Source organism: Gordonia sp. N1V (genome assembly GCF_029269935.1).
Taxonomy (GTDB): Bacteria; Actinomycetota; Actinomycetes; order Mycobacteriales; family Mycobacteriaceae; genus Gordonia; species Gordonia polyisoprenivorans.
In genome coordinates, this window is record NZ_JARJDD010000009.1 from 193,184 (window position 1) to 217,304 (window position 24,121).

General features: G+C 66.4%; 19 protein-coding genes and 1 pseudogene. 9 read left to right on the forward strand and 11 right to left on the reverse strand.

Features of this window, described 5'->3' with window-relative positions:
* Positions 1 to 32: 32 nt before the first annotated feature.
* Positions 33 to 731 carry a CoA transferase subunit B gene (locus P3L18_RS14185; protein ID WP_006368266.1) on the forward strand — a complete coding sequence of 233 codons (699 nt, stop codon included), beginning with the start codon at positions 33 to 35 and terminating at the stop codon, positions 729 to 731.
* Here the strand turns inward: P3L18_RS14185 and P3L18_RS14190 are convergent.
* From P3L18_RS14190 to benA, 5 genes and pseudogenes are all read right to left on the reverse strand, one after another.
* Positions 677 to 3,199 carry a LuxR C-terminal-related transcriptional regulator gene (locus P3L18_RS14190; protein ID WP_276114396.1) on the reverse strand — a complete coding sequence of 841 codons (2,523 nt, stop codon included), beginning with the start codon at positions 3,197 to 3,199 and terminating at the stop codon, positions 677 to 679. The genes P3L18_RS14185 and P3L18_RS14190 overlap by 55 nt on opposite strands.
* A gap of 228 nt (positions 3,200 to 3,427) precedes the next feature.
* Positions 3,428 to 5,057: pseudogene (locus P3L18_RS14195) on the reverse strand (HNH endonuclease).
* A 451-nt stretch (positions 5,058 to 5,508) separates the two neighbouring features.
* Positions 5,509 to 8,277 carry a benzoate 1,2-dioxygenase electron transfer component BenC gene (benC, locus tag P3L18_RS14200; RefSeq protein ID WP_276114397.1) on the reverse strand — a complete coding sequence of 923 codons (2,769 nt, stop codon included), beginning with the start codon at positions 8,275 to 8,277 and terminating at the stop codon, positions 5,509 to 5,511.
* Between the two features lie 16 nt (positions 8,278 to 8,293).
* Positions 8,294 to 8,851 carry a benzoate 1,2-dioxygenase small subunit gene (gene benB, locus P3L18_RS14205; RefSeq protein ID WP_276114398.1) on the reverse strand — a complete coding sequence of 186 codons (558 nt, stop codon included), beginning with the start codon at positions 8,849 to 8,851 and terminating at the stop codon, positions 8,294 to 8,296.
* 50 nt (positions 8,852 to 8,901) lie between these two features.
* Positions 8,902 to 10,326, reverse strand: coding sequence for a benzoate 1,2-dioxygenase large subunit (benA, locus tag P3L18_RS14210; RefSeq protein ID WP_276114399.1), 1,425 nt, complete (start codon positions 10,324 to 10,326; stop codon positions 8,902 to 8,904).
* Positions 10,327 to 10,560: 234 nt separating this feature from the next.
* Here benA and P3L18_RS14215 point away from each other — a divergent pair, with 234 nt between their 5' ends.
* The 6 genes from P3L18_RS14215 to P3L18_RS14240 all read left to right on the forward strand — a co-directional run bounded on the left by P3L18_RS14215 (position 10,561) and on the right by P3L18_RS14240 (position 16,030).
* A complete protein-coding gene (locus tag P3L18_RS14215; protein ID WP_006368272.1) occupies positions 10,561 to 11,484 on the forward strand; it encodes a LysR substrate-binding domain-containing protein in 924 nt (307 codons plus the stop codon).
* Positions 11,481 to 12,584, forward strand: a complete 1,104-nt coding sequence (locus tag P3L18_RS14220; protein WP_276114400.1) for an enolase C-terminal domain-like protein — start codon at positions 11,481 to 11,483, stop codon at positions 12,582 to 12,584. The genes P3L18_RS14215 and P3L18_RS14220 overlap by 4 nt, the downstream gene beginning before the upstream one ends.
* A 9-nt stretch (positions 12,585 to 12,593) precedes the next feature.
* The gene (catC, locus tag P3L18_RS14225) at positions 12,594 to 12,878 is read left to right on the forward strand and encodes a muconolactone Delta-isomerase (RefSeq protein ID WP_006368274.1); all 285 of its coding nucleotides are present in this window, start codon (positions 12,594 to 12,596) and stop codon (positions 12,876 to 12,878) included.
* Positions 12,879 to 12,951: 73 nt separating this feature from the next.
* Entirely contained in the window at positions 12,952 to 13,827 is an 876-nt protein-coding gene (gene catA, locus P3L18_RS14230) for a catechol 1,2-dioxygenase (protein ID WP_276114401.1), read from the forward strand.
* A gap of 45 nt (positions 13,828 to 13,872) precedes the next feature.
* Positions 13,873 to 15,456: an ATP-binding protein gene (locus P3L18_RS14235; protein ID WP_276114402.1), complete on the forward strand. Its 1,584-nt coding sequence runs from the start codon at positions 13,873 to 13,875 to the stop codon at positions 15,454 to 15,456.
* Between the two features lie 31 nt (positions 15,457 to 15,487).
* Positions 15,488 to 16,030 carry a molybdenum cofactor biosysynthesis protein gene (locus P3L18_RS14240; RefSeq protein WP_276114403.1) on the forward strand — a complete coding sequence of 181 codons (543 nt, stop codon included), beginning with the start codon at positions 15,488 to 15,490 and terminating at the stop codon, positions 16,028 to 16,030.
* Between the two features lie 15 nt (positions 16,031 to 16,045).
* Here the strand turns inward: P3L18_RS14240 and P3L18_RS14245 are convergent, their stop codons facing one another.
* From P3L18_RS14245 to P3L18_RS14270, 6 genes are all read right to left on the reverse strand, one after another.
* Positions 16,046 to 17,008, reverse strand: a complete 963-nt coding sequence (locus P3L18_RS14245; RefSeq protein ID WP_276114404.1) for a proline dehydrogenase family protein — start codon at positions 17,006 to 17,008, stop codon at positions 16,046 to 16,048.
* Complete coding sequence (gene pruA, locus P3L18_RS14250) at positions 17,008 to 18,639, reverse strand: L-glutamate gamma-semialdehyde dehydrogenase (RefSeq protein ID WP_276114405.1); 1,632 nt, start codon at positions 18,637 to 18,639, stop codon at positions 17,008 to 17,010. The genes P3L18_RS14245 and pruA overlap by 1 nt, the downstream gene beginning before the upstream one ends.
* Before the next feature lie 88 nt (positions 18,640 to 18,727).
* Positions 18,728 to 19,525, reverse strand: a complete 798-nt coding sequence (locus P3L18_RS14255) for an ABC transporter permease subunit (protein ID WP_271354004.1) — start codon at positions 19,523 to 19,525, stop codon at positions 18,728 to 18,730.
* Between the two features lie 3 nt (positions 19,526 to 19,528).
* Positions 19,529 to 20,413 (reverse strand): 2-aminoethylphosphonate ABC transporter permease subunit, encoded by an 885-nt coding sequence (locus P3L18_RS14260; protein WP_211543985.1) that lies wholly within the window; start codon positions 20,411 to 20,413, stop codon positions 19,529 to 19,531.
* A complete protein-coding gene (locus P3L18_RS14265; protein ID WP_276114406.1) occupies positions 20,410 to 21,594 on the reverse strand; it encodes an ABC transporter ATP-binding protein in 1,185 nt (394 codons plus the stop codon). The genes P3L18_RS14260 and P3L18_RS14265 overlap by 4 nt, the downstream gene beginning before the upstream one ends.
* A gap of 1 nt (position 21,595) precedes the next feature.
* The gene (locus P3L18_RS14270) at positions 21,596 to 22,639 is read right to left on the reverse strand and encodes a 2-aminoethylphosphonate ABC transporter substrate-binding protein (RefSeq protein WP_276114407.1); all 1,044 of its coding nucleotides are present in this window, start codon (positions 22,637 to 22,639) and stop codon (positions 21,596 to 21,598) included.
* Positions 22,640 to 22,764: 125 nt separating this feature from the next.
* Here P3L18_RS14270 and P3L18_RS14275 point away from each other — a divergent pair, with 125 nt between their 5' ends.
* Both P3L18_RS14275 and P3L18_RS14280 read left to right on the forward strand, forming a co-directional pair.
* Positions 22,765 to 23,340, forward strand: a complete 576-nt coding sequence (locus P3L18_RS14275; RefSeq protein WP_276114408.1) for an HD family phosphohydrolase — start codon at positions 22,765 to 22,767, stop codon at positions 23,338 to 23,340.
* On the forward strand, positions 23,324 to 24,022 hold the full coding sequence (locus tag P3L18_RS14280; protein ID WP_276114409.1) for a GntR family transcriptional regulator: 699 nt from the start codon (positions 23,324 to 23,326) through the stop codon (positions 24,020 to 24,022). The genes P3L18_RS14275 and P3L18_RS14280 overlap by 17 nt, the downstream gene beginning before the upstream one ends.
* Positions 24,023 to 24,121 lie beyond the last annotated feature (99 nt).

Consider the following 24,121-nt stretch of genomic DNA (forward strand, 5'->3'; position numbering starts at 1 on the left):
ACTGTCACCCAACACTTTCCGAGGAGAACACCATGACCTGGACCCGCACCGAGATGGCTGCCCGCGCGGCACGTGAGTTGCGTCCCGGCGACTACGTCAATCTGGGGATCGGGCTGCCGACGCTCATCCCCGATCACATGCCCGCCGATTCCGACATCGTGCTGCACGCCGAGAACGGCATCCTCGGGGTGGGGCCGTTCCCGTACGACGACGAGGTCGATCCCGATCTCATCAACGCGGGCAAGCAAACCGTGTCGGTGCTGCCCGGCGCGTCGTATTTCGATTCCGCCACCAGCTTCTCGATGATCCGCGGCGGTCACGTCGACGTCGCGGTCCTCGGTGGCATGCAGGTGTCGGCGAACGGTGATCTGGCCAACTGGATGGTGCCCGGGGCCATGGTCAAGGGCATCGGCGGTGCCATGGATCTTGTCAACGGCGCCGGACAGGTCATCGTGCTGATGGAGCACGTCAGCAAGAAGGGTGACCCGAAGCTCGTCGCGGAGTGTTCGTTGCCGCTGACTGGCAAGGCCGTGGTGAGCAGGGTGATCACCGATCTCGGTGTCTTCGACGTCACCGGAACGGGATTCGACGTCGTCGAATTGGCCCCGGGGGTGGAGTTCTCCGATGTGGAGGCGAAGACCGGTGCGACCGTCGTCGACAAAACCGACCTCAATGGTCAGGATCGCGACGCCGCCAACTCCGACCTCGACCGCAGCCCGAGCTTGGCGTAGATGCGGGTGAGGTGGTACTGCACGGTCTTGGGTGAAATGTACAGTTCGGCAGCCACTTCCCGGTTCGACAGTCCGCGCGCGACGAGGGTCGCGACGGCCTCTTCCTGAGGGGTCAGGTCGGTGACGTCACGCTCGGTGCGGTGGGAGGCGCCGGCATGGCCGGTGTGCACCCCGCCCGCCTTCAGCTCCCGATCACACCGCTCGACATACGTTGTCGCACCGAGGGAATGGTAGATCTCGCGCGCGGTGGCCATGACGGTGTCGGCGGCTCGGCGTTTGCCTGCACGTCGTAGCGTCTGGCCGTAGGCGAAGTTCACGCGCGCAAGGTCGTAACGCAGCGGCAGGCCCTCCAACAGCTCCAGTGACCGCTCGAATGTCTTTCGAGCGCCGTGGATGTCGCCGGTGGAACCGAGGAGCCGGGCCCGGGCATAGCCGAGTCTTGCTGCCGCCGATCGATGGCCGCGCGCCGCGGTACGTTTCTCGAACGGTGTGAGCAGGGCGTCGGCCTCGTCGAGCCGGCCGTCGACGACGAGCGCGTTGGCGAGGACGTCGACCCACGGCCACCATCCGGGCTCGACGAGAGCGGGGGTGTCTTTGGCCATCTGCCGCAAGGGTTCGAGCGTGCGGATCACCTTGCCGTAATCGGCAGCGGCCTCGGCGAGTTGCGCTCGAGCGAGCAGCATCGGTATCCGCATGATCTCGTAGTCGCCCGCCGGTGCCGCCGCCCGGTCGGCCGCGTCGTGGGCGGATGACCAGTCTCCGCGGAGCGAATGAATCTGCGCCGCAGTCCAGTTCAGCAGGGGTGTGGCCAGCTCGATGCCCCCGCGGTCGGCGAGTTCGCGCCCCCGCTCCACGGTGACGAGCGCGGTGTCCCAATCGCCCGTGAGGAACTCGACGCGAGCGAGCCACGCCAACGACCAGAGAGAGATCCGGTTGGAGCCGCCGAGAGCGGCCATGGAGACCGCGGTCTCCAGATGGCTTCGGGCGCTGCCGATGTCGTCGATGCCGAGTTCGAGCCAGCCGCGGCCCATGGAGACGCGCTGCGCCTGAGGTCCGAAACGCACGCGTTCGGCGAGGTCGGTGTACGAGGCGACGGCGCCGGTCGTATCTCCCGACCACGCCTGTCCGAGACCGCGGATGACCGCGGCCTCGATTCCGGCGGGGGAGTTGTCGCCGGCCATCTCGATGGCCCGATCGGCCCAGTCGACGAGTTCGTCCCCGCGGCAGCGAACGAGATTGTGCAGGACGAAGCGCTGCGCGATCAGTGCAGCAACGTCGGGTTCGCGCTCGAAACTGACTATTCCCCAAGCGCGTTCGAGTCGGAGGTGCGCTTCAGCAGACCGGCCACGCAGGATGGCGAGATATGCCAGGGTGGCGTTGCGCAGCGCGGTCTCTCGCAGGCTCTCCACGATCGGCACATACGACGCCGCGCTCACACAGTCACCTGCGGCCAGCAATGCATCCACCGACAGGGTGGTGCGTTGGTCACTGCGAAGCCGATCCGAGGTCAGACGACCGGCTTGTCGATAGAGTTCGGCGGCCGCTGCCCACTCGCCGTCGGTGGCGCGGGACTGGGCGAGCGCGTCGAGTTCGTCGGCGAGCGCGGCGTCTGGCACCGGGGTGGCGGCGACACGATGATTGAGCCTGTGCACCGGATCGGTCACCAGATCGGCTGCGCGGCGGTGCATCTCGCCGACACGACGGATTCCCATCACCTCGAGCACTGCGGCCTGTATCAGCGGTCCGGCGACCCGGGGATGCGCGTCGGCCGGTACCAGAGCGGCCGGAGCCTGGACGAGCCCGGTGCGCAGGGCGTCGTCGAGTGCGCCCAGCGGATCGGTGATATCTGCCAATTCGATTGCCACGCCCAGGGACTCGTTCTCGTGGAGAATGCATAGGGCTTCGATGAGTCGGCGGGCGGGCGTGGGGCATGCCTCGAGTTCTTCGCGGACCGAGTTGACGATGTATCCGGGCGCGGGAAGTGCGATGCCCGCCTGTGACCAGGCCCGCCCCGGCAGTTCGTCCAGCAGACTCAGAATGTCGCGCGGATTGCCTCCGGTGTGGTGGGTGAGCGTGTCGACAACCGTCGGATGAACCACGCGTGCGCGGGCCGTCGCCAGGGCGGCCACCGCGTCGCGATCCAGCCCGGCGAGTGGCATCACATCGGGCAGGAATGACATCAGTGCCGGCGTTTCATGCGTGGCGGTGAGAAGGACGAGGTGCGCATCGTCATTCTCACCGATGACCTCGGTGAGTTCCGTTGCGTCGAGATTGTCGGCGTCGTCGATCGTGCGAATCGACAGGTCCTGTTGCGCAGCGAGTTGCGCGACGCGACGCAGCAGCGTGCTCTTGCCGATGCCGGCCGCGCCGGTGACCAGGAGGTAGGACGTCTGTGTCAGCTGAGCTGCGCGCTCGAGGATCTCGCCGACCTCGCGATCACGACCGATACAACCGGCCTCGATGATCATCCCCACATCCTAGTTGCGTCCCTTCCGGAGGAGCGGGTGTTTCACCCAGGGGCCTTGGCACCCTTCCCCGACTACCGGGCCGCCCTTCCCCCCCGATGGTCGAGGACCTTCCCCCCTGGGTGGTCGAGGTGCGCCCATTTTCTGGTGGTCGAGGTGCGACGAGCGCCAGCGAGGAGCCTCGAGACCCGTTGAGCCGTAGCTGGTTCCATCCCACAGCAAAAGCGGCCGTCACCGCGGATACGTGACAATCACCTGCCCCGTCCGTCGGTTCCGCCACTGCACCCGCCGATCGGTGTAGAGCGTCGGCACCCACTCGGCGAGATGCTTGCGCTGATGATCAGCCCGACACAACGGGATCAGGTCACCGAGCACCGTCCAGCCTCCGGCCTCGGGGTCGGCATGGTTGAACGGCCGCCAGTGGTCGAGGTCGCACAGGTGTGACGGCATGCCGCAGTAGGGGTATCGGCACCAGGGGTCGTTGGCCAGCACCTCAGCGCGCAAGGTGGCGCTGGGTGCATAGGTCAATGCCCCAGGTGGTGGCACGGTGTGACCGCCGTGTCCGGTGGGATCCGCCGGTGAGGCTTGCGGTCGGTCGGAGATCTGCGGGATGAGTGGTCCAGCCGCACGTACGGATTCGGGGTAGTGGATGGTTCTCGCTATCTCGGCGAGGGTGGTGGCGTAGTCGGGATCGATCGGCCCGTATCCCTGTAACCGAGGCACGAGAATCCCGTCCGGGTCCTTCAACACCGTCAGTACGGGTGCGCCGGGCACCACCAGGGCCCGCCCGAACGCGACCGGCACCTCATCACAGGTCGGCTCATCCATGGGGTCGGGGATCTCGGGTTCGACGACCGGCTCGACCAACTCCACCAACTCGACTGCGGGAGCGTCGGCATCGGCGGGTTCGGGTAGCAGGTCGTCCCACGCTGCCGCGTCCTCGGCGTCAGCGGGTGTCTCGGCCGACCCGTTGCTGTCGGTGCCGCCTCCTCGTTTTGGGCAGTCATCTTGTCCGCATTCGCAGTCGAGGTGCGCTCCCGGCACACCGGTGATCTCCCCGAGGGCGATCACCCCGCAGCGACCCCACGCGGCGGGGGTCCTTGCGGCAGGTGCGTTCATCGATCAGCGCCTCGATCTGGGTGGTGAGGAATACCCCGTAATGGGCGGGGACGACCGCGTCGAGAGCGGAGTGCCCGGCAACGTCGGGGGTGATGGTGACGTTTCCCACCAGGTCGGTGATGGTGTCGCGGTCCTCGATAACGCTGTCGGGGTTCATCGAAATCAACGCGGCGTCGAGTTGTTGCGATAGCACTGGGTCGGTGGTGGCGCGGGATCCGTAGTCCAGGACGATCTCCTCGAACGACATCCCGGACTCGTCACCGGTATCGATGCTGTCGCTGTCGCTGTCGCTGTCGCTGTCGCTGTCGCTGTCGCTGTCGGTCTCGGTGTCAGGGTCGGCGCCACGCTGTGCAGCGCGCGCCATGATCGAGGCCCGATTCGTCGAGAGCTCCCCGTTCAAATAGGCGGCACGGATGAGCGGGAACTTCTCCAACAGCTCCGCCAGGGCTATCCAACTCCCGGCTTTGCTGCGAGAGACCTTGAACTGCAACGACACTTCGGCGCGGCCGAGTCTCTCGGCATGCTCGACCACCGACCCCCACACACCGGTCTCGGACCGCCCGGCCAGATGCTCGCGATACACCTGCTCTGCCAATGCGGCGGCTGCCAGGACCGTCCGGGCCTCGTACTTGCGGGACTCGCGCAGCAGATCCGGGCCGGTCTCGATGAGCTCGTCCCGCGACATCGACGTGATTGCGGCGGCGTCGGCATCCGGATCGGTGAACGTCAACGTGGTCGACATCAGATACCCCCTCCCGCGATCGGACGTGATGAGAACAAGTGTACGAAGTGGTACCGACAAAACCGGCGCGATGATCGCCAGGCTGGAGAAATCTGTGGACAACTATTGCTACTCATCGACCGGGCGTCGAATTACGTCGACCGGGCGCTCTGTTGCGTCGAGTGGGTAGTGGATGTGGTTGCGATGCTTGTCATCTCGCCGGGTCTCGAGGCTCGCCGCACGCGGCTCGCACCTCGACCACCGGGGGATCCTTTCCGGTGGTCGAGGTGCCGAGGAGCGATAGCGACGAGCCTCGAGACCCCTCTCACCGATCAGTTTCCGCACTACCCGTCGAACCGAACCAGCACCGGCGCAGGCGGTCTCGAGGCTCGCACCTCGACCACCGGGGGAAGGATAAACGCCGGAGGGTGGAAGGGATCGATGACCCGGGGGAGATCTCGACCCGGCGGGGCTACCCCTGATCTCCGCCGGCGACCGGTAGGACCGATCCGGTGATGTAGGAGGCTTCGTCGGAGGCGAGGAAGCAGATGGCGGCGGCCTGCTCGTCGAGGGTGCCGTACCGTTTCAGCAGCGACGAGGACACTGTTTGCTCGATGTGCGCGTCGAACCACTGTTGCTGTGTCTCGCTGTGCGGGGTGGGCGTGCCACGGGAGACCCGCCGCGGCGGGGCCTCCGTGCCGCCAGGAGCGGTGGCCACCACACGAATGCCGTTGTCGGCGTACTCCATTGCCAGCGACGCGGTGATCGCGTTGATGCCGCCTTTGGCTGCCGAGTACGGGATGCGATGGATGCCGCGGGTCGCCGCCGACGACACGTTGACGATCACACCCGATCCGTGGGCCACCATCGAGGGTAGAACGGCACGGCACGCGTAGAGCGTCGTCATCAGGGACCGATCGATCTCGGCGCGGATCTGTTCGTCGGTGAACTCGACGAACGGTTTGAAGTTGATCGCACCGCCCACGTTGTTGATCAACACATCGACCCGGCCGTATGTCTCGATCGCGGTGGCGACGACAGATGCTGCGCCGTCATAGGTTTCGAGATCGGCGATGCTTTTGACGGCCTGGCCGCCGAGGTCGGTGACGTCGGAGACGATTTCGTTGACGAATTCCGAGCGATCAGCACACACGACCCGACCACCTTCGGCGCCGATGCGCCGCGCGGTGTGCGCGCCGATACCCTGCGCGGCTCCGGTCACGATCACCACTTTGCCGGCGAAACGACCCGGGGTGATGAAACGTGGCCGCCGCGAGGCCATCTCGTCGGCCATGGCACGTCGCATCGTCTGCTTGGACCGCTCGGCATGTGCGGAGATCAATCCGCGGGCCCGGTCGCGGTTGCCCGACGCGAACGCCTCGACGATGTCGATGTGGTCCTGCGCGCACAACGGATGACACCACGTCGCATTGCGCAGCACCTCACCCATCCGGCCCTTGACGCCGAGCGCCTGGTAGGCGGCGAGCAGGTGATCGTTGCCGGTGAGCCCGAACAGGTAATCGTGGAAGGCGGCGTTGGTCTCGGTGTATTCGGCGGCATCGACGAACGAATCACCCTTGACGTAGGGCAGTGTCGCCTCGGCGAGCAGCCGGTAGCCGGCCAACTGGCGGCTGGTCATCCTGCCGAGAGTCAGCTCCAGCGCACCGAGTTCGAGCGCTGCGCGCGCCTCGAACAGCGCATCGGATTCGTGGATACCCGGGTGTTCCTCGCCGATTTCGTAGCCCTGCTCGGTGACGGTCGGCACGGTCTCGACGACGGGTTCCGTCTCGACAACAGCCGCGGTATCGGCCTCCGCGAAGACCGTCTGCCCGGCGATGCCCCGAGCCTCGCTCGCGGCGAGTAGGTCGCCGCCATCCGGGTCGAGATCGACGCCGGCGCCGTGCGCACTCCACACCTGCTGGCCGGCGATACGCGCGATGGCACCGTCGTCGTCGAGTGCGGTGGCGCGTTGCCCGTGAGGGCGGATGTCGCACGGTGCCAGCACCTGTTGCCCGGCGATGCCACGGGCGTCGCGGGCCGGGATCACCGGGTCCTCGTCGATGACCGGCGTGATCGTCGAGATCTCTTGCGTCGCAGAGTCACCGCCGTCACCGATGGAGGTACCCTGCGTCGCGGCTGCGGGTACGGCAAGCGCGAACTTCTCGTAGTAGAAGCCGACCGGCTCGATACCCGCGTCGGCCACATGGGCGCGTACGGACTCGACCATCGGCGGCGGTCCACACAGGTAGATCGCGACATCCCCGTCGTAGAGATGCTCGGGCCGGATCAGGGTCATCACATAACCCTTGTTCACCGCCGAGCTGTTCGGGTTGGAAACACAATGGTCCCAGGTGAATCCCGACAGCTCCCGCGCGAAGTACTCGATCTCGTCGAGCGCAACCAGATCGGTGTCGGTGGAGACGCCGTAGATGAGATGCACCTTGCGGGCGCTGTTGTCGTCGTGCATCTTTCGCAGCATCGACAGGATCGGGGCGAGACCGGTGCCGCCGGCCAGGAGAAGTACCGGCCGGGTGGCCTCACGCAGGAAGAACGAGCCGTGCGGCCCGGTGAAGCTGATCTCGTCGCCACGCTGCGCCCGATCGGTCAGATAGTCCGACATCGCGCCGCCCGGCGTGAGCTTCACCATGAAGATCAGCCGTTCCTCGTGTGGCCCGTTGGCGAACGAATAGGACCGCCGCAGCGGCTGACCGGTCCCGTTGCCATCGGCGTCGAGTGCCTCGGTGCCCGGTACGGCGATGTTGACATACTGCCCCGGCAGGAATGCGAGATCGCCACGGTTACCGATCTCGATCCCCACGCGCATCGTCGATTCCGACAGCCGTTCGAGGCTGATGATGGTGCCGGTGAAATCGCCCGCGGCAGTTTTGGCGATGTCGGAGGTCGCGGCGATCTGCAGGACGAGATCGGACTGTGGCTTCATGCAGCACGGCAGCGCATAGCCGTCCGCGCTCTCGGCCGCCGATAGCGCGTCGTCGATGTAGGTGCCGCCGTCGTACTCGCCGGATTCGCAGAATGCCTTGCAGGTTCCGCAGGCCCCGTCGCGACAGTCGAGTGGGATGTTGATCCGCTGACGGTAGGAGGCGTCGGCGACGGTCTGATCCTCGCGGCAGGTGACGAACCGGGTCACACCGTCCTCGAAGGTCAGCGCCACCTGGTGGGTGGGAGCCTGAGCGCCGGTCGGGGGACTCGCCGACGTCGGTTGGTCAGTGGTGAGAGTCATGGTGGCACCGGCCTTCTCAGAAGTGGTAGACGTCCACCACGTGGTGGATGTAATCGTTCTTGAGTACGACGGTCTTCCGACGGATCAGCGGCGACTCCCCGGAGAAGTCGATGGTGTAGAACGAGGTGCCGTAGTACGGGTCGACCGTGTGATACCGGAAATACATGGTATGCCAATTGAATCGGACGTCGACGAGATCGCCGCGCCGCTCGATGACCTCGACGTTGCTGATGTTGTGACTGGTGCGCGGCTCGGGAAGCGAGGTGGCCGAGGACCGCTCGGTGCGAATCCGGAACACCCGATCTTCGAGGCCACCCTTGTTGGCGTAGTAGATGAGTGAGATGTCGCGCTGCGGGTTCTCCACCAGACGGTCATCGTCGTCCCACGCAGGCATCCAGTAGACGACGTCGTCGGCGTAGCACTCGAGCCACTTCTCGAACTCGCGGTCGTCGAGGTAGCGGGCCTCGCGGTAGAGGAACTGCTCGATCATGTTCTGGGTGATCAGCGTGGTGCCGGCCTGGGTGGATGGCGAGGGGGTGGATGGCGACGGGGTGGACAGGGATTCGGTGGTCATTGGGATCTGCCTTCTGCGAACGAAAGTGGGCTGGGAGGTCGGCTCGTCGCTCACGCCTGACGCGTGGCGGCCTCTTCTTCGGCGACGGCGGCACGCATGGTCTCCAGCCAGTAGCCGTGCTGGACGGGATAGAGCCCTTCGTCCTCGTTCTTCTTTCCCGCCGAGACGATCTCGGTCATGCCCAGGCTCTGCGCCACCGGGTCGGGGCCCGAGAGCCAGTGTTGCGCACCGCGGCTCATGTCGTTCCACGGGGCGGCAGTGGCGCGGAAGGTCAACTGGCAGGAGCGGAACTCCTCGAGGTCGTCCGGGGTCGCCATGCCGGAGGCATTGAAGAAGTCCTCGTACTGACGGATACGATGCGCGCGGGCGGTATCGCTCTCACCCTTGGGTGCGATGCAGTAGATCGTCACCTCGGTCTTGTCCGGCGCGATCGGCCGGAAGTGGCGGATCTGCGTCGAGAACTGGTCCATCAGATACATATTCGGGTACAGGCACAGATTGCGTGACCCCTTCACCATGAATTCGCCCTTGGCGTCGCCGAACTTCGCCTTGAGGTCATCCATCTTGTCCCACAGCGGACGGTCCTGCGGGTTGGCCGCCCACGTCCACAGGCACAGGTGTCCGTGCGGGAACGACCAGTACCCGCCACCGGACTTGCCCCAACCGCCGGCGTCGAGGGCCTTGGTGTCGTTCTTGGATTCGCCGGTGTTGCGCCGTGAGGTCGTCGCCGCGTAGTTCCAGTGGGTCGCCGTCACGTGATAGCCGTCGGCGCCGTTCTCCGCCTGCACCTTCCAGTTGCCGTCGTAGGTGTAGGTCGACGAGCCGCGCAGCACCTCGAGGCCCTCGGGTGACTGATCGACGAGCATGTCGATGACGGTGCGGGTGTCGCCGAGATGCTCCTCGAGCGGCAGCACGTCGGGATTGAGGCTGCCGAACAGGAAACCGCGATAGTTGCCGAACTTCGCCACCTTGGTCAGATTGTGAGAACCGTTGACGTTGAACGTGTCCGGGTAGCCGGCGTCGTCGGGATCCTTCACCTTGAGCAGGGTCCCGTCGTTGCGGAAGGTCCACCCGTGAAACGGGCACGTCAGCGTCATCCGGTTGTCGGTCTTGCGGCGGCAGATCATCGCCCCGCGGTGTGCGCACGCGTTGATCAGGCAGTGCAGCTCGCCGTCCTTGCCGCGGGTGATCATCACCGGTTGGCGGCCGATGTAGGTGGTGAAGTAGTCGCCGGGGTTGGCGACCTGGCTCTCGTGGGCCAGATAGATCCAGTTGCCCTCGAAGATGTGGCGCATCTCGAGCTCGAAGATCTCCTCGTCGGTGAAGATGCGTCGGTTCGCCCGGTAGATGCCGGCGTCGCGATCGTCGATGACGGCCTCGGACAGTACCGAGCGGACGTGCTCCGACGGTGCCGCGGGAACGACGCTCGAGTACGCCTCGGGGGTCGAGTGGTCGGGCCGATCGGTGACGGTCATGGCTACCTCCTGGATGTGGGCTGTGCTTCGACTCTCGCAGCACGTGTCACCCATCACACCGGCATTAACCCGAGTCCTGACCAGGCATCTGATTGATAAACAAGTCCTCTCAATCGACGGAATACGTGTCCTTGTCTCGTATGGATCGCGGATCTACCGTGATTGATACGTGGTGTCGATCACATACGCCCGATTGATCAGGTTCGTTCACTCGAGACAGGGAAGGAGGACGACATGGAGCTCCGTCATCTCCGCTATTTCGCCGCCGTCGCCGAGACCTGCCACTTCGGGCAGGCGGCCGCATTGCTGCACGTCGCCCAGCCGGCGCTGTCGTATGCGATCCGCCAGCTCGAATCCGAACTCGATGTCACCCTCTTCGCCCGCACCACACGCCAGGTCGCGCTGACCCCGGCAGGGGAGTACCTGCAGGGCGAGGCCGCGCGCATCCTCGACGACGTCGATGCGGCCATGGAAGGCGTACGGCGCATCGCGGCCGGACGCAGCGGACTGGTGCGTCTGGGACTGACCGGCATCGCCGCCTTCTCACACCTGCCGCGGATCGCGCGCGCGGTCAAGCAGGCCCTGCCGGACGTGGAGTTGCAGATCTCCTCCGACATGCTCACCCCGATGCAGTGCGCGGCGCTGCAGTCGGGCGAGATCGACCTCGGTGTGTTGCGCCCACCGGTGGTCGGTGACGGTATCGAACTGCGCACCATCGACGTCGAGTCGGTGGTCCTGGTGGTCTCCGCCGATCACCGCCTCGCCGTCGAACCCGTCATCGCCACCACCGATCTGCGCAACGAGCCGTTCGTCATGTACGACAGCCGTGATTCCGCGGTCAACGACGCGACGCTGCGCGCCTGCCGTCGAGCCGGTTTCGTGCCGCAACGTGCGCATGAGGCGTCGGGCACCCCGGTCCTGCTCGCGCTGGTCGCGGCGGGTCTCGGAGTCGCGGTGCTGCCGGCCTCGGTCCGCGCACTTCCCATGGAGGGCTTGGTGATCCGCGATCTCGCCGACGCCGGCAGCACCGAGGTCGCCCTGGCCTGGAACGCCGGTGAGACCAACCCGGTCGTCGAATCGGTGGCCCGGGTGATCAGCAACGCCTTCGACCTGTCCGCCGTGCTTCCCTCGTCCGCCCCGCTGGGAGAGAAACTGTGAAAATCATCGAGATCGAGGCGATTCCGTTCGCCATTCCCTACCGCAAACCCCTGCGGTTCGCCTCCGGCGAGGTGTCCGTCGCCGAGCACGTCCTGGTTCGCGTCCACACCGACGACGGAATCATCGGTGTCGCCGAGGCGCCCCCGCGTCCGTTCACCTACGGCGAGACCCAGCGCGGGATCGTCGCCGTCATCGAGACCGTGTTCGCCCCGCAACTGGCCGGGCTCACGCTGCTCGACCGCGAGATGATGGTCGCCCGTCTCAACCGGACCATCGGCAATCCCACCGCGAAAGCCGCTGTGGACATGGCGATCTGGGACGCATTGGGCAAGACCCTGCAGATGCCGGTGACCGACCTGCTCGGCCGCTACACCGATCGCCTGCGGGTCAGTCACATGCTCGGCTTCGACGAGCCGGCCACCATGGTCGCCGAGGCGGAGAAGATGCGCGAGAACTACGGGATCGCGACCTTCAAGGTCAAGGTCGGGCGCCGGCCGATCGGCCTCGACACCGCAGTCGTCCGCGCATTGCGTGAGCGATTCGGCGACGAGATCGAACTCTACGTCGACGGCAACCGCGGCTGGTCGTCGTCGGAGTCGTTGCGCGCCATGAAGGACATGGCCGACCTCGATCTGCTCTTCGCCGAGGAACTGTGCCCCGCCGACGATGTCGTCGGCCGGCGCTGGCTCGTCGAGCACCTCGACGTCCCGGTCATCGCCGACGAGTCGGTGCCCACCGCCGCCGACGTCACCCGCGAGATCCTCGGCGGCTCGGCCACCGCGATCAGCATCAAGACCGCCCGCACCGGCTTCACGTGGTCACGGCGGGTACATCACCTTGCCGAGGGACTCGGCATCGACGTGGTGATGGGCAATCAGATCGACGGTCAGGTCGGCACCGCCTGCACCTTGGCGTTCGGCGCGGCCCACGAACTGACCTCCCGCTACGCCGGCGAACTGTCGAACTTCCTCGACATGAGCGACGACCTGCTCGCCGAACCCCTGCAGATCCGGGACGGCTACCTGCACACCAGCCCGAACGCCGGCATCGGCATCGAGATCGACCCCGACAAACTCGCCCGCTACCGAGTCGACCGATAGGAGACGCGCATGCTCTATCACGTCCGGATGGACGTCAACATCCCCCACGATCTCGACCCCGAGGTGCGGGCCGACACCGTGGCGCGTGAAAAGGCGTATTCACAAGAGCTGCAACGGTCGGGCAAGTGGCCGCACATCTGGCGGATCGTCGGCGAGTACTCCAACTACTCGATCTTCGACGTGGCCGACCACGACGAGTTGCACACGATCTTGTCCGGACTCCCGCTCTTCGCCTACATGGACATCTCGGTGACCCCGCTGGCCACCCACCCCTCTGACATCAACGCGGGTTGATCACCCGTAAGCCCAACAAGCCCAACATCATCCAGCCCCATCAATCCAGCCCCATCAACAAGGAGTACGCATCATGACCGACACCAGCTTCGACACCGAGGTCAACGCCAAGGCCGCCGAATCCGGCGCGAACGCGTCGGCGCGTTTCGCCGAGCGCATGGCCACCGCGGGCGGCCGCTCCGGCGTCATCGACACCGCACGTGTGAATTACCTTGCCAGCAAGGTGATCAAGGGACTCAACGACATCGTCCTCGAGGACAAGGTGTCCTACGAGGAGTACAACGCGCTCAAGGCGTGGCTGATCAAGGTCGGCACCGACGGTGAGTGGCCGCTGTTCCTCGATGTGTGGCTCGAGCACTCGGTGGAAGAGGTCGCCAACGAGCACCGCGAGGGCAGCAAGGGCACCATCGAGGGCCCCTACTACATCGAGGGATCACCCGAGTTGCCGTGGAATGGAACCATTCCCATGCGCGACGACGAGCCCGGTGATCCGCTGGTGTTCGCCGGGCAGGTGCGCGCCGTCGACGGCGCCCCGCTCGCCGGTGCGCGCCTGGAGCTGTGGCACGCCGATGATCTCGGTTTCTACTCGCAGTTTGCCCCGGGCCTGCCCGAGTGGAACCTGCGTGGCACCTGGATCGCCAACGAGGACGGGCGTTTCGAGATTCACACGCTGCGTCCGGCGCCGTACATGATCCCCACCGACGGCGCGTGCGGCCAGCTCATCGCCGCCGCCGGCTGGCACGCCTGGCGTCCGGCTCACCTGCACTTCAAGGTCAGCGCGCCCGGCCATCAGCTCATCACCTCGCAGCTGTACTTCCCCGGCGACCCGCACAACGGCGACGACATCGCCTCGGCGGTCAAGCCCGAACTGATGCTCGACGTCAAGGACAACCCGAACGGCGAGGGCTACATCACCGAATACGATTTCGTCCTCGATCCGCAGTCCTGATCGCAGGAAATAAGACCGACCTCACCAGAAGCGAAGGAGTCCACCGTGCTCGTCGCACCCACCGCCGTTGTCGCGGCCACCTCGTCACCGGACCTCACCGCGGTACGCGCACAAGCGGGTTCGTGGCGTTCGGCCGAGATCGGGATCACCGACCGCGATCTCACCGACGCGGCGCTCGCCGATCTCGTCGACACCGCCGGTGGTGCGGGCGAGGACTCCTTCGCCAGGGCGGTCACCGCGATCATCTCGGCCCGCGCCGGTAGCTTTCCGCGCATCCCGCACATCGACGCGGCGACCGAGATCTTCCGAACCTTCCTGCGCCACGACCTCATCGACGGTTGGCTCTACGTCCGTGAATCCGATGGATATCTGCATCCCTATCTCGTCATGGACCTGACTCTGGAACACGCCGACCGCACCCACGGTCCGCGGATCAAGTTCACCATGGAGGCCGACAACGCCACGGTGAAGCGTCCGTCGCGCAAACCGAAGGTGCTCTACTTCGAGGAGACCGAGGTGGTCGGCAAGACCCCCGGTGACGTCCTGGCCGCCGGCGGCGCCTACAAGGAAACCCCGGAACTCAAGGTGGAGTATCAGACTCGCCGTGAGCAGTATCAGCGGATCATCGACGACGGGTTCGGTAAACAGTACCGCTACACCGGCCGGGTGATCCGCACCGATGACTACCGGGCGCCCAACAAGCGGGGGAACCGCAAGGTGGTCCACGACGTCGCACCGAGCGAGATCGCGGCGCTGCGCATGGTGGCGCCGTCGATCCTGTTCGGCCCCGATGAGTACGGGCCGGTCCCGGTGATCACCGCGGTGCGCGTGTTCGATTTGGGCGCACAGGATTTCCTCGACGTCAACACCGGCGACCTCGTCGACTACGCCTACGATGCGCATCTGCAGGACAAGCTGGTGCTGCCCGACGATCAGCGAGAACTCCTCAACATCCTCACCACCGACATCTCGGTGTTCACCGGCGACATCATCGACGGGAAATCGGCGGGCAACGTGATCCTGGCGAAGGGACGCCCCGGCGTCGGCAAGACGCTGACCGCCGAGGTGTACGCCGAGGTCACCGCACGTCCGCTGTACTCGATCCACTCCGGATCACTGGGTGTGACACCGGAATTGGTGCGCAAGAATCTCGAGGTGATCTTCGACCGCGCCAAGCGGTGGGATGCGGTGTTGCTGCTCGACGAGGCCGACGTCTTCGTCATGGAACGCGGAATGGACTTGTCGCAGAACGCGATCGTCGCCGAGTTCCTGCGCACCCTCGAGTACTTCGACGGATTGCTGTTCCTCACCACCAACCGGATCGACGGCGTCGACGAGGCGATCCTCGCCCGGTGTGCCGCGGTCATCGAATACCAGCCACCCGGACCCAAGGACGCCCGCCAGGTGTGGCAGATCCTCGCCGCGGGCAACGACGTCATCCTCGGGGAGGATCTACTCGACGACCTCGTCGGCGGCTTCCCCGACATCACCCCGCGCGACATCAAGATGCTGTTGCGACTCGCGTTACGGATGGCCAGACATCGCGGGGTCGATCTCGATGCCTCGGTGTTCGCCGGCAGCGCGGTGTTCCGCGGGTTGCATTACATCCCGCCGGAGGATCGGCGGTAGCGCATACCTCGGTGCGCCTACGCTGGGTGGGGTGCGGTATGACGTCGAGATCGAGTCGCTGGTCGTGTCACCCCGACACGCCTACTTCGGCCGGCCGAAGGACGGTCCCGCCGACGACGTGGCGACCCACACCCCCGATCACGTCGATGTGGTCGCCGACAAAGGGATTCGCGGCGACCGGTTCTTCGGCGTGCGCGCCCACACCGAGGCCGCGGTGACGTTCCTCGCGATCGAGGCGTGGCAGGCCGCGGCCGGTGACGCCGACCCGGTGCTGGCCCGGCGCAACATCGTCGTGCGCGGTCTCGAACTCGATCCGCTACGCGGCGTCGAATTCGAGGTCGACACCGGCGACGGGCCCATCCGGCTCCGCGGTGGCCGGCCGGCACATCCGTGTTCCTGGATGGACACCATGGTCGGCGACGGCGTGCGCAAGGCCCTCATCGGGCGCGGCGGACTGCGCGCCCAGCCGCTGACCTCGGGGGTCCTCCGGGTTGGACCGGCGGTGATCACCGCAGACGTCGACCTCGACGCGGCCCGCGCCGCCGATCAGGTCCGGCGCGCGCAGCCGCTCTGAGTAGCGGGCCGGTGGTTACCCCGCGAGCGCCCTCAGGAAGAACCCGAGGTTGGCAGGCTTCTCGGCGAGACGCCGGACGAAGTAGCCGTACCATTCCTGGCCGTAGGGGATGTAGACGCGCACCCGCGCGCCCTGGGCGGCGAGACGCCGCTGCTCATCGGCGCGAATCCCGTAGAGCATCTGGTGTTCCCAGCTGTCGGGGGTGCGGCCGACCTCGGCGGCAAGGTGGCGGGCCGCTGCGATCATCGTCGGGTCGTGGCTGGCGACCATCGGATACCCGTTGCCCTTCATCAGGATTCGCAGACACCGCAGGTAGGCCTCGTCGATCTGGGAGCGGTCGGGATAGGCGACCGCCGCCGGCTCGGCGTAGGCGCCCTTGCACAACCGGATTCGCGCGCCGGAGGCCGCGAACTCGGTGCAGTCGTCCTCGGTGCGACGCAGATACGCCTGCAGGACGGTGCCGAGTTCGGGGAATTCACCGCGCAACGAGCGGACGATCTGCAACCGTTCGTCGACGGTGCCGTGGTCCTCGGCGTCGACGGTGACCAGCACCCCGGCCCGCCGCGCCGCGGCACAGATCGTGTGCGCATTCTCCTCGGCGATCTTGCGGCCATGTCGGGGCAGCGATTGGCCGAGCGCGGTGAGCTTGAGCGACACCTCGAGCCTGCCGGGCTCGACGTCGAGCGGCGACATTTCTTGCGTCGACATTGCCTGGAGGAGTGCGAGATAGGCGTCGACGGTGGCGCTCGCCTGGCTCTCGTCGGTGGTGTCCTCACCGAGGTGATCGATGGTGACCGAGAGTCCCTCGTCGAGGCATCCGCGGATCGCGGCGAGTACGTCGTCGAGGGTCTCGCCCGGCACGAACCGGTTCACCACGCGCTCGGTGATCGGCAGCCGAACCGATGCTTCCTTGATCCGTTCGCTGGCAGCGGCTTTCATGATCACCGGCCGCAGAACCGCGTCGAAGACCGTACTCATCACTGCTCCGTGTGGGGGTAGGCGGAGGAGGTGGGCGGCACGAAGGTCTCCTTGATGGTGCGGGTGGAACTCCAGCGCATCAGATTGGCCTTCGACCCGGCCTTGTCGTTGGTGCCCGAGGCCCGGCCGCCACCGAACGGTTGCTGGCCGACGACGGCACCGGTGGGCTTGTCGTTGATGTAGAAGTTGCCTGCGGCGTTGCGCAGAACATCCGATGCGGTGGCGACCGCGGCGACGTCGGTGGCGATGATCGATCCGGTCAGCGCATATTTCGCGCTCGAATCGACCATCCGCAGGATGTTCGGATAGTCGGCGTCGGGGTAGACGTGCACGGCGAGGATGGGGCCGAAGTACTCGGTCGCGAACGCCTCGTCGGTCGGGTCGTCGCCGAGCAGGACGGTCGGGCGGACGAAGTAGCCTTCCGAGTCGTCGCAGTGTCCACCGGCGGCCACCGTCATCGTGGGCACGGTCTTCGCGCGATCGATGGCCGCGACGTGCTTGTCGAAGGCGCGCCGATCGATGACGGCGCCTCCGAAGTTGCCGAGGTCGCGGACGTCGCCGTAGGTCAATTCGTTGGCCTCGGTGAGGAAGTCGTCGCCCATCCGATCCCACACCGAGCGCGGGATGTAGGCGCGGGAGGCGGCCGAGCACTTCTGTCCCTGATACTCGAAGGCGCCGCGGATCAGGGCGGTGCGCAACACATCCGGGTCGGCCGAGCGGTGGGCGACGATGAAGTCCTTGCCGCCGGTCTCACCGACGAGACGTGGATAGCTGTGGTAGCGGTCGATATTCGCCCCGACCTCGCGCCACAGATGCTGGAATGTCGCCGTCGACCCGGTGAAGTGGATGCCCGCGAGATGTGGATCGGCAAGGGCGACATCGGAGACCGCGATGCCGTCGCCGTGGACGAGGTTGACGACCCCGTCGGGCATTCCCGCGGCGCGCAGCAGTTCCATGGTCAGGTGCGCGGCGTAGGCCTGTGTCGGTGACGGCTTCCACACCACCGTGTTGCCCATCAACATCGGCGCGGTGGGCAGGTTGCCGGCGATGGCGGTGAAGTTGAACGGTGTGATGGCGTAGACGAATCCGTCGAGGGGGCGATGGTCGAGGCGATTCCAGACGCCCGGCGAGGAGATCGGTTGTTCGGCGAGGATCTCGCGGGCGAAGGCCACGTTGAAGCGCCAGAAGTCGATGAGCTCGCAGGGTGCGTCGATCTCGGCCTGCTGCACGGTCTTCGACTGTCCGAGCATGGTGGCCGCGGCGATCCGTTCGCGCCACGGTCCCGAGAGCAGGTCGGCGGCGCGCAGCAGCACTGCGGCACGATCGTCGAAGCTGGTGTGTGCCCAGGCGTCGGCGGCCTCGAGAGCGGCATCGACGGCCGCTCGTGCCTCGTCGTGGCCGGCATTGGTGAAGGTGCCGAGCACCTCGGCGTGGGCGTGCGGTTGCACGACGTCGATGCGGTCGCCGTCGCCCATCCGGGCACGGCCGCCGATGACGTGGGGGAGGTCGATGGGGTCGGCCTGTGACTGTGCGCGCAGTTCCGCGACGATGCGGGCACGTTCCGGAGTGTCCGGCGCATAGGTGTGAACCGGCTCGTTCGCCGGGCGTGGGGGAAGGGTGATCGCGTCCATACCCGTCAGTCCACCAAGACGGCGACACCTGCGATATGTCCGATCAGCCAATCATCGACGTCGATAGTTGGCTGATCGGACAAGCGGGTCAGCGGACGACGGCGCGTGACCGGATACGTCCGAGGAGGACCAGTGCGAGCATCGTGGTGACCAGCAGGATGGTCGTGCAGGCGGCGGCGGAGAATACATCGCCGCGGTCGGAGAGCCCGAAGATGGTGACCGGCAGCGTTTTCCACGTCGCCGGATAGACCATCACCGTGGCACCGAGTTCACCCATGGACAGGGCCACCGAGAGACCTGCGGCCGCGCCGAGCGCGGGGAGGAGCAGCGGCAGGGTGACGCGGGTCAGCACCCGCAGCGGTGACGCGCCGAGCGATTCGGCGGCCTGTCGATATGCCGGGTCGAGCCTATCCAAAGCGGCCGAGACCGCGCTGAACGCAAAGGCCAGCACCAGTACGGTGTGGGCGACGACGACGATCCACTTGGTGCCCCCGAGCAGCAACGGGCGCGAGTTGAAACTGATCAACAGGCCCAGGCCGATCGCCACCGACGGCACCGCGATCGGCAGATGGAAGACGGCGTCGGTGATCCGGCGCAGCGGTCCCGCGGAATCCCGGATCGCCAGTGCCGCCCAGGTGCCGAGTATCAGGGCGAGGGCACCGGCGATGATCGCGGTCTGCAGGCTCACCGACAACGAGGCGACGTTCTCGCCCGAGAGTGCGTCACCCATGTGTGTCAGACCCAGATGGGACGGCAGTGGGCCGGTCCAGGACCCGGCGAATCCGGCGAGAACCACGGTGGCGATGGGGGCGACGAACACCACCAGCACTACGACGGCGAAGATCGTCCATACGGCGGCGCGGCCGCCACGGCTCCAGAACAGCATGTCTCACAGTCCTTTCCGCTTGCCCGATATCCGGGCGAAGATGAGGCGGTAGATGCCGTAGAGGGCCAATGACAGGGCCACCTGGACGGTGGCGATCACCGCGGCGCCGGCGAGATCGAACGTGACGATGCCGCGGGTGTAGATCAGTACCGGCAGCGTGATCACGTCCTTGGCGCCGGTGAACAACACGATGCCGAACTCGTTGAGCGTCAACAGGAGAACCAGGCTGCCGCCGGCCATCAACGCCGGCCACGCCTCGGGCATGATGACCGAGCGCAACACCCGCCACGGGGAGGCCCCGAGACTCGCGGCGACATCGAGTTGATCGGTGGACAGCGTCGCGAACGACGCGAGCAGCGGCCGGACGACGAACGGGGTGAAAAAGGTGATCTCCGCAGCGATCACCCCCCACGGCGTGGCGAGGAAGTTCAGCGGACGGCTGCCGGTGACGTCCGCGATGAGCGCGTTCACCGCACCCGCCGTGCCGTAGAGAAAGGTGAATGCCAACGTGATCAGAAACGACGGCAGTGCGAGGACGGTGTCGATGAGTCGCGCCACGATCGTGGAGCCGGGGAACGGCACGAAGGCGAGGACGATCGCCAGGAAGGTACCGAGGATCAGCGCCCCCAGTGTCGAGGCGACGGCGACCTGCGCGGTCCGCAGGAGCGCGGTCCGGAAGATCTCGCTGGACAGTACTGCACCCCAGGTGCTTTCACCGGTGCCGCCCGCTGATTCGGTCAGCACCCGCACGAGTGGGTACACCGCGATGATCAGCACGATCACGAGCGGTGGCCACACCCAGAGCGCGCTGCGTGATCGCAGGGGGCGGTTCGGTTGCGGTGGTGGCGTGGACGTGGCGTCGTCGGTGAGTAGTGCGCCGGTGCTCATCGCGGGGTGCCCTCGGAGGCGACGAGGACGCCGATGGGGTCCGGGAAGCGCACGCCGACAACCGAACCCGGTGCGTAGTCGACGTGACCGACGACGTCGGCGTCGATGAGCTGATCGGGCAGTCCTTCGACGGCCAGGCTGACGCGCGTCGTCGAGCCCCGCCACACCGACCCGTCCACCCGCGCCCACATCGAGCCGTGTGCGCCGGCCGGCGCCACCTCGACGTCGTGCGGCCGCACGCAGATCAGCGCCGGCGACCCCGGTGCCCACCGCTGGACAGGTTCGGGTGCGTTGGTGGAGAACATCTTTCCGCCCGCCTCCACCAGCGCGGTGGAGCCGGAGACCCGACCCACGGTGCACGGGATGAGGTTGGCGCCGCCGAGGAATCCGGCAGTGAAATCGGTTGGTGGCCGCGACCACAACTCGTCGGCGGTGCCCAGATCCACCAGGCTCGCGTCCCGCATGACGCCGATTCGGTCGGCCAGTGCGAGCGCCTCGGTCTGATCATGGGTGACGTAGAGCATCGTGGTGTCGGGCAACGCATCCCGAAGGTGCTGCAACTCGACGACCATCGACGACCGCAATGCGGCATCAAGGGCGGCGAGCGGCTCGTCGAGCAGCAGGACCTCGGGCCGGATGGCCAGGGCACGGGCGATCGCGACGCGCTGCTGCTGGCCACCGGACAACTCGCGGGGGAGCCGGGAGGCGTACTCGCCCATCGCGACCATCGACAGCGATTCCTCGACGCGTTCGGCAATGACCTTGCGCGGCAGGCGTCGTGCCTTCAGCCCGAATGCGACGTTGTCGGCGACCCGCATGTGCGGGAACAGCGCGTAGGACTGGACGACCACGCCGATGCCGCGTTTGGCGGGCGGTAGATCGGTGATGTCGTCGCCGTTGAGGAAGACCTGACCCGCGCTCGGCCGGACGAAGCCCGCCAGCGCCTTGAGCGCCGTGGACTTGCCGGAACCGCTCGGACCGAGGAGCGCTATGGTCTCGCCACGCCGAGCCCGAAGGGTGAAATCGCGGAGTGCATCGGTCGACTTCTTGCCGCGGCCATAGGTGACCGACACACGATTGAACACGATGCTGTCGGGTGCCTTGACGGCTGTCGTGGCATCGGTGTCGGTGTCGGTGGCGCGGCCGGCAAGTGCCGAGCGGCGGATCGGGTTGTCGCTCATGTCAGTTCTTGGTGGCCTTCTGGTAGGCGGCGACGTCGGCGTCGAGAGTACTGAGCACCGCATTCCAATCGGGCCGCCACACGGTGACACCCTTGATGGCCGCGACGGGGCTGTCGGGGCCGTTCGGTGCGGTCACGTCGGTGCGGACCGGGATACCCAGCGCGTCGGTGGCGACGGTGTTCTGCACGTCCTTGCTGACCAGGTAGGCGAGTAGTTTCTTGGCCTCTTCCGCATGCGGTGCACCCTTGGTGACACCGGCGAAGTAGGGGAGCGAGACGGTGGTGCGGGTGCCGTCGGGCATGGCCGGGAAGAACAGGGAGAACTTCGAGCCGTCGTCGCGGATGGAGGCGAGATTCATCTGCACATCGCCGTTGGCCACCAACAGTTCTCCGTTGCTGACCTTGGGCTGCAGCTTGCCGGTCGAGCTGGACGGACCGACATTGTTGGTCTGGAGTTTGGCGAGGTAGTCGAGGGCCTGCTGGTTGCCCATCAGGTGCTGCAACAGCAGGAGTACCGCGGTTCCGTCGCCGGCCTGTCCTGGTGTGGAGTACTGGATCTTGCCCTTGTACTGCGATGCAAGCAGGTCATCCCACGTGCGCGGTGCGGGCTGGGCGGAGGGGTTGGCGATGAAGCTCAGCGTGTTGTCGACGATGGCGACATAGTTGCCGTCGGCGGCATTGTTGCCCTGTGCGATCGCGGCATCCTGCACGCCGGAGGACTGCAGGAGTTTGTCGGCGTCGGCGCGCTGGATGAACGGCGGCAGTGTGACCAGCAGGTCCGCCTGCGGGTTGGACTGCTCCTTCTGGACGCGCGAAACCACCTCGCCGGAGCCGGCTTCCACGACGTTGACGGCGACGCCGGTCTGCTTCTGATACGCCGCGAACTGGCTCTTGTACCAGCTGCCGAGGCCGTCGGCGCTGTACACGGTGAGCGTCGTGGCGCCCGACGACGACTGGGTGCCGGTGCCGCCGCACGCGGCGGTCAGCGTGAGGGCGGCCGCTGCAGCGGCGACTGCAACGGCGCGGGTGAGGTGTCGAACTCGCATGGGTGCTCCTGGTCTGGACAGTTGCGATCGGGGCGTGTGCTCCACCATCATCACCGTTTGGTCTAGACCAAAGAAGGTCTGCCAGGAAAACGTTCGGTTAACTTTTGGTCTAGACCGAACCCGGTATGCTTGCGGGCATGACTTCACCAGCAGAGATCGTCGCCGAGGTGACCGCCCTGCTCGACTCGCTCCACGGTGTCTACGACGAGCTCGCCGTCGACGAGTTCGAGCATGCGACGCAAGCCGCGTGGCAGGCGCAGGTCAACGGTGCAGACGACGAACTTGTGCTCGCCGCGGCGCTCCACGACATCGGGCACAGTCCGCTGATCGATGACCATGCTCATCACGACCGCGCCGCATGTGCGTGGTTGGCACCACGATTCGGCGAGCGGGTGGCGTGGCTGGCCGGCGCGCACGTGGCGGCCAAACGTCATCTGGCCGCGACCGAACCGGGCTATGCGGAGTCGCTCAGTGATACATCCGTTGACTCCTTGGAGCATCAGGGCGGCGCAGGCGACGTCGGGATCGAGTGGACGGACCACCGCTGGTGGTCGGATGCGGTACGGCTCCGCCGATTCGACGATGCGGCGAAAGTTATTGGTGCGCAGGCGATCAGCGTCGACGAACTGTGTCGTATCGCCGGATCGGTCGCCGAACGAGCAGTGGCGACGCAGGAGGCGCTCGGTGCGCGAGACTCCTAAGTACTACCAGGTGCGCACCGGACTGGAGGAGAAGCTCGCCGGCCTCGAAGAGGGTGATCCGGTGCCGGCCGAGCGCGCGCTCGCCGAGGAGTTCGCCGTTGCACGCGAGACCGTCCGACAAGCCCTGCATGATCTGCTCGTCGAGGGGCGGATCGCGCGGCGCGGTCGTGGCACCGTCGTGTCGGCTCCGAAGTTGGTGCAGCCGTTGTCATTGCAGTCCTACACCGAGGGCGCGAAGAAGCACGGGCGGACTCCGAGTCGAGATCTGGTGCAGTTCATCGAGGTTGATGCCGACGACGCCCTTTGTGATGACCTCCAATTGCCCCCAGGCTCGCGCGTGCTGCACCTCGAACGTGTATTGCTTGCGGACGGAGCGAAACTCGGCCTCGAGATCACCTATCTGCCCGTCGATCGCTTCGGCGACTTCTTGACCACCTTTGATCCCGCCACCTCTCTCTACGCGGCAGTCCGTGCGACAGGCGTCGAGTTCGCATCCGCCCACGAACGGATCGAGACGGCGCTCGCCTCTCCTCGCGAGGCGGCGCTCCTCGAAACCACGACGTCCATGCCGATGATCCTGTTGCACAGGCGATCTCTCGACTCCGACGGCCGCCCGATCGAAAAGGTCCGTTCCCTCTACCGCGGCGACCGCATCGCCTTCGAAGCGGTCCTGCGGGAGTAGCGCGCCGCGCTTTCCTCCGGTGGTGCGGACAATGCTCGGCGAGCGGGGTCTCGAGGCTCGTCGCTGGCGCTCCTCGGCACCTCGACCATCGGATGGGAA

Bases quoted from the DNA above. Each gene is read 5' to 3' on its own strand.
- P3L18_RS14185 (WP_006368266.1), top strand. From the start codon at position 33: ATGACCTGGACCCGCACCGAGATGGCTGCCCGCGCGGCACGTGAGTTG.
- P3L18_RS14190 (WP_276114396.1), bottom strand. From the start codon at position 3,199: ATGATCATCGAGGCCGGTTGTATCGGTCGTGATCGCGAGGTCGGCGAG.
- benC (WP_276114397.1), bottom strand. From the start codon at position 8,277: ATGACTCTCACCACTGACCAACCGACGTCGGCGAGTCCCCCGACCGGC.
- benB (WP_276114398.1), bottom strand. From the start codon at position 8,851: ATGACCACCGAATCCCTGTCCACCCCGTCGCCATCCACCCCCTCGCCA.
- benA (WP_276114399.1), bottom strand. From the start codon at position 10,326: ATGACCGTCACCGATCGGCCCGACCACTCGACCCCCGAGGCGTACTCG.
- P3L18_RS14215 (WP_006368272.1), top strand. From the start codon at position 10,561: ATGGAGCTCCGTCATCTCCGCTATTTCGCCGCCGTCGCCGAGACCTGC.
- catC (WP_006368274.1), top strand. From the start codon at position 12,594: ATGCTCTATCACGTCCGGATGGACGTCAACATCCCCCACGATCTCGAC.
- catA (WP_276114401.1), top strand. From the start codon at position 12,952: ATGACCGACACCAGCTTCGACACCGAGGTCAACGCCAAGGCCGCCGAA.
- P3L18_RS14245 (WP_276114404.1), bottom strand. From the start codon at position 17,008: ATGAGTACGGTCTTCGACGCGGTTCTGCGGCCGGTGATCATGAAAGCC.
- pruA (WP_276114405.1), bottom strand. From the start codon at position 18,639: ATGGACGCGATCACCCTTCCCCCACGCCCGGCGAACGAGCCGGTTCAC.
- P3L18_RS14255 (WP_271354004.1), bottom strand. From the start codon at position 19,525: ATGCTGTTCTGGAGCCGTGGCGGCCGCGCCGCCGTATGGACGATCTTC.
- P3L18_RS14260 (WP_211543985.1), bottom strand. From the start codon at position 20,413: ATGAGCACCGGCGCACTACTCACCGACGACGCCACGTCCACGCCACCA.
- P3L18_RS14265 (WP_276114406.1), bottom strand. From the start codon at position 21,594: ATGAGCGACAACCCGATCCGCCGCTCGGCACTTGCCGGCCGCGCCACC.
- P3L18_RS14270 (WP_276114407.1), bottom strand. From the start codon at position 22,639: ATGCGAGTTCGACACCTCACCCGCGCCGTTGCAGTCGCCGCTGCAGCG.
- P3L18_RS14275 (WP_276114408.1), top strand. From the start codon at position 22,765: ATGCTTGCGGGCATGACTTCACCAGCAGAGATCGTCGCCGAGGTGACC.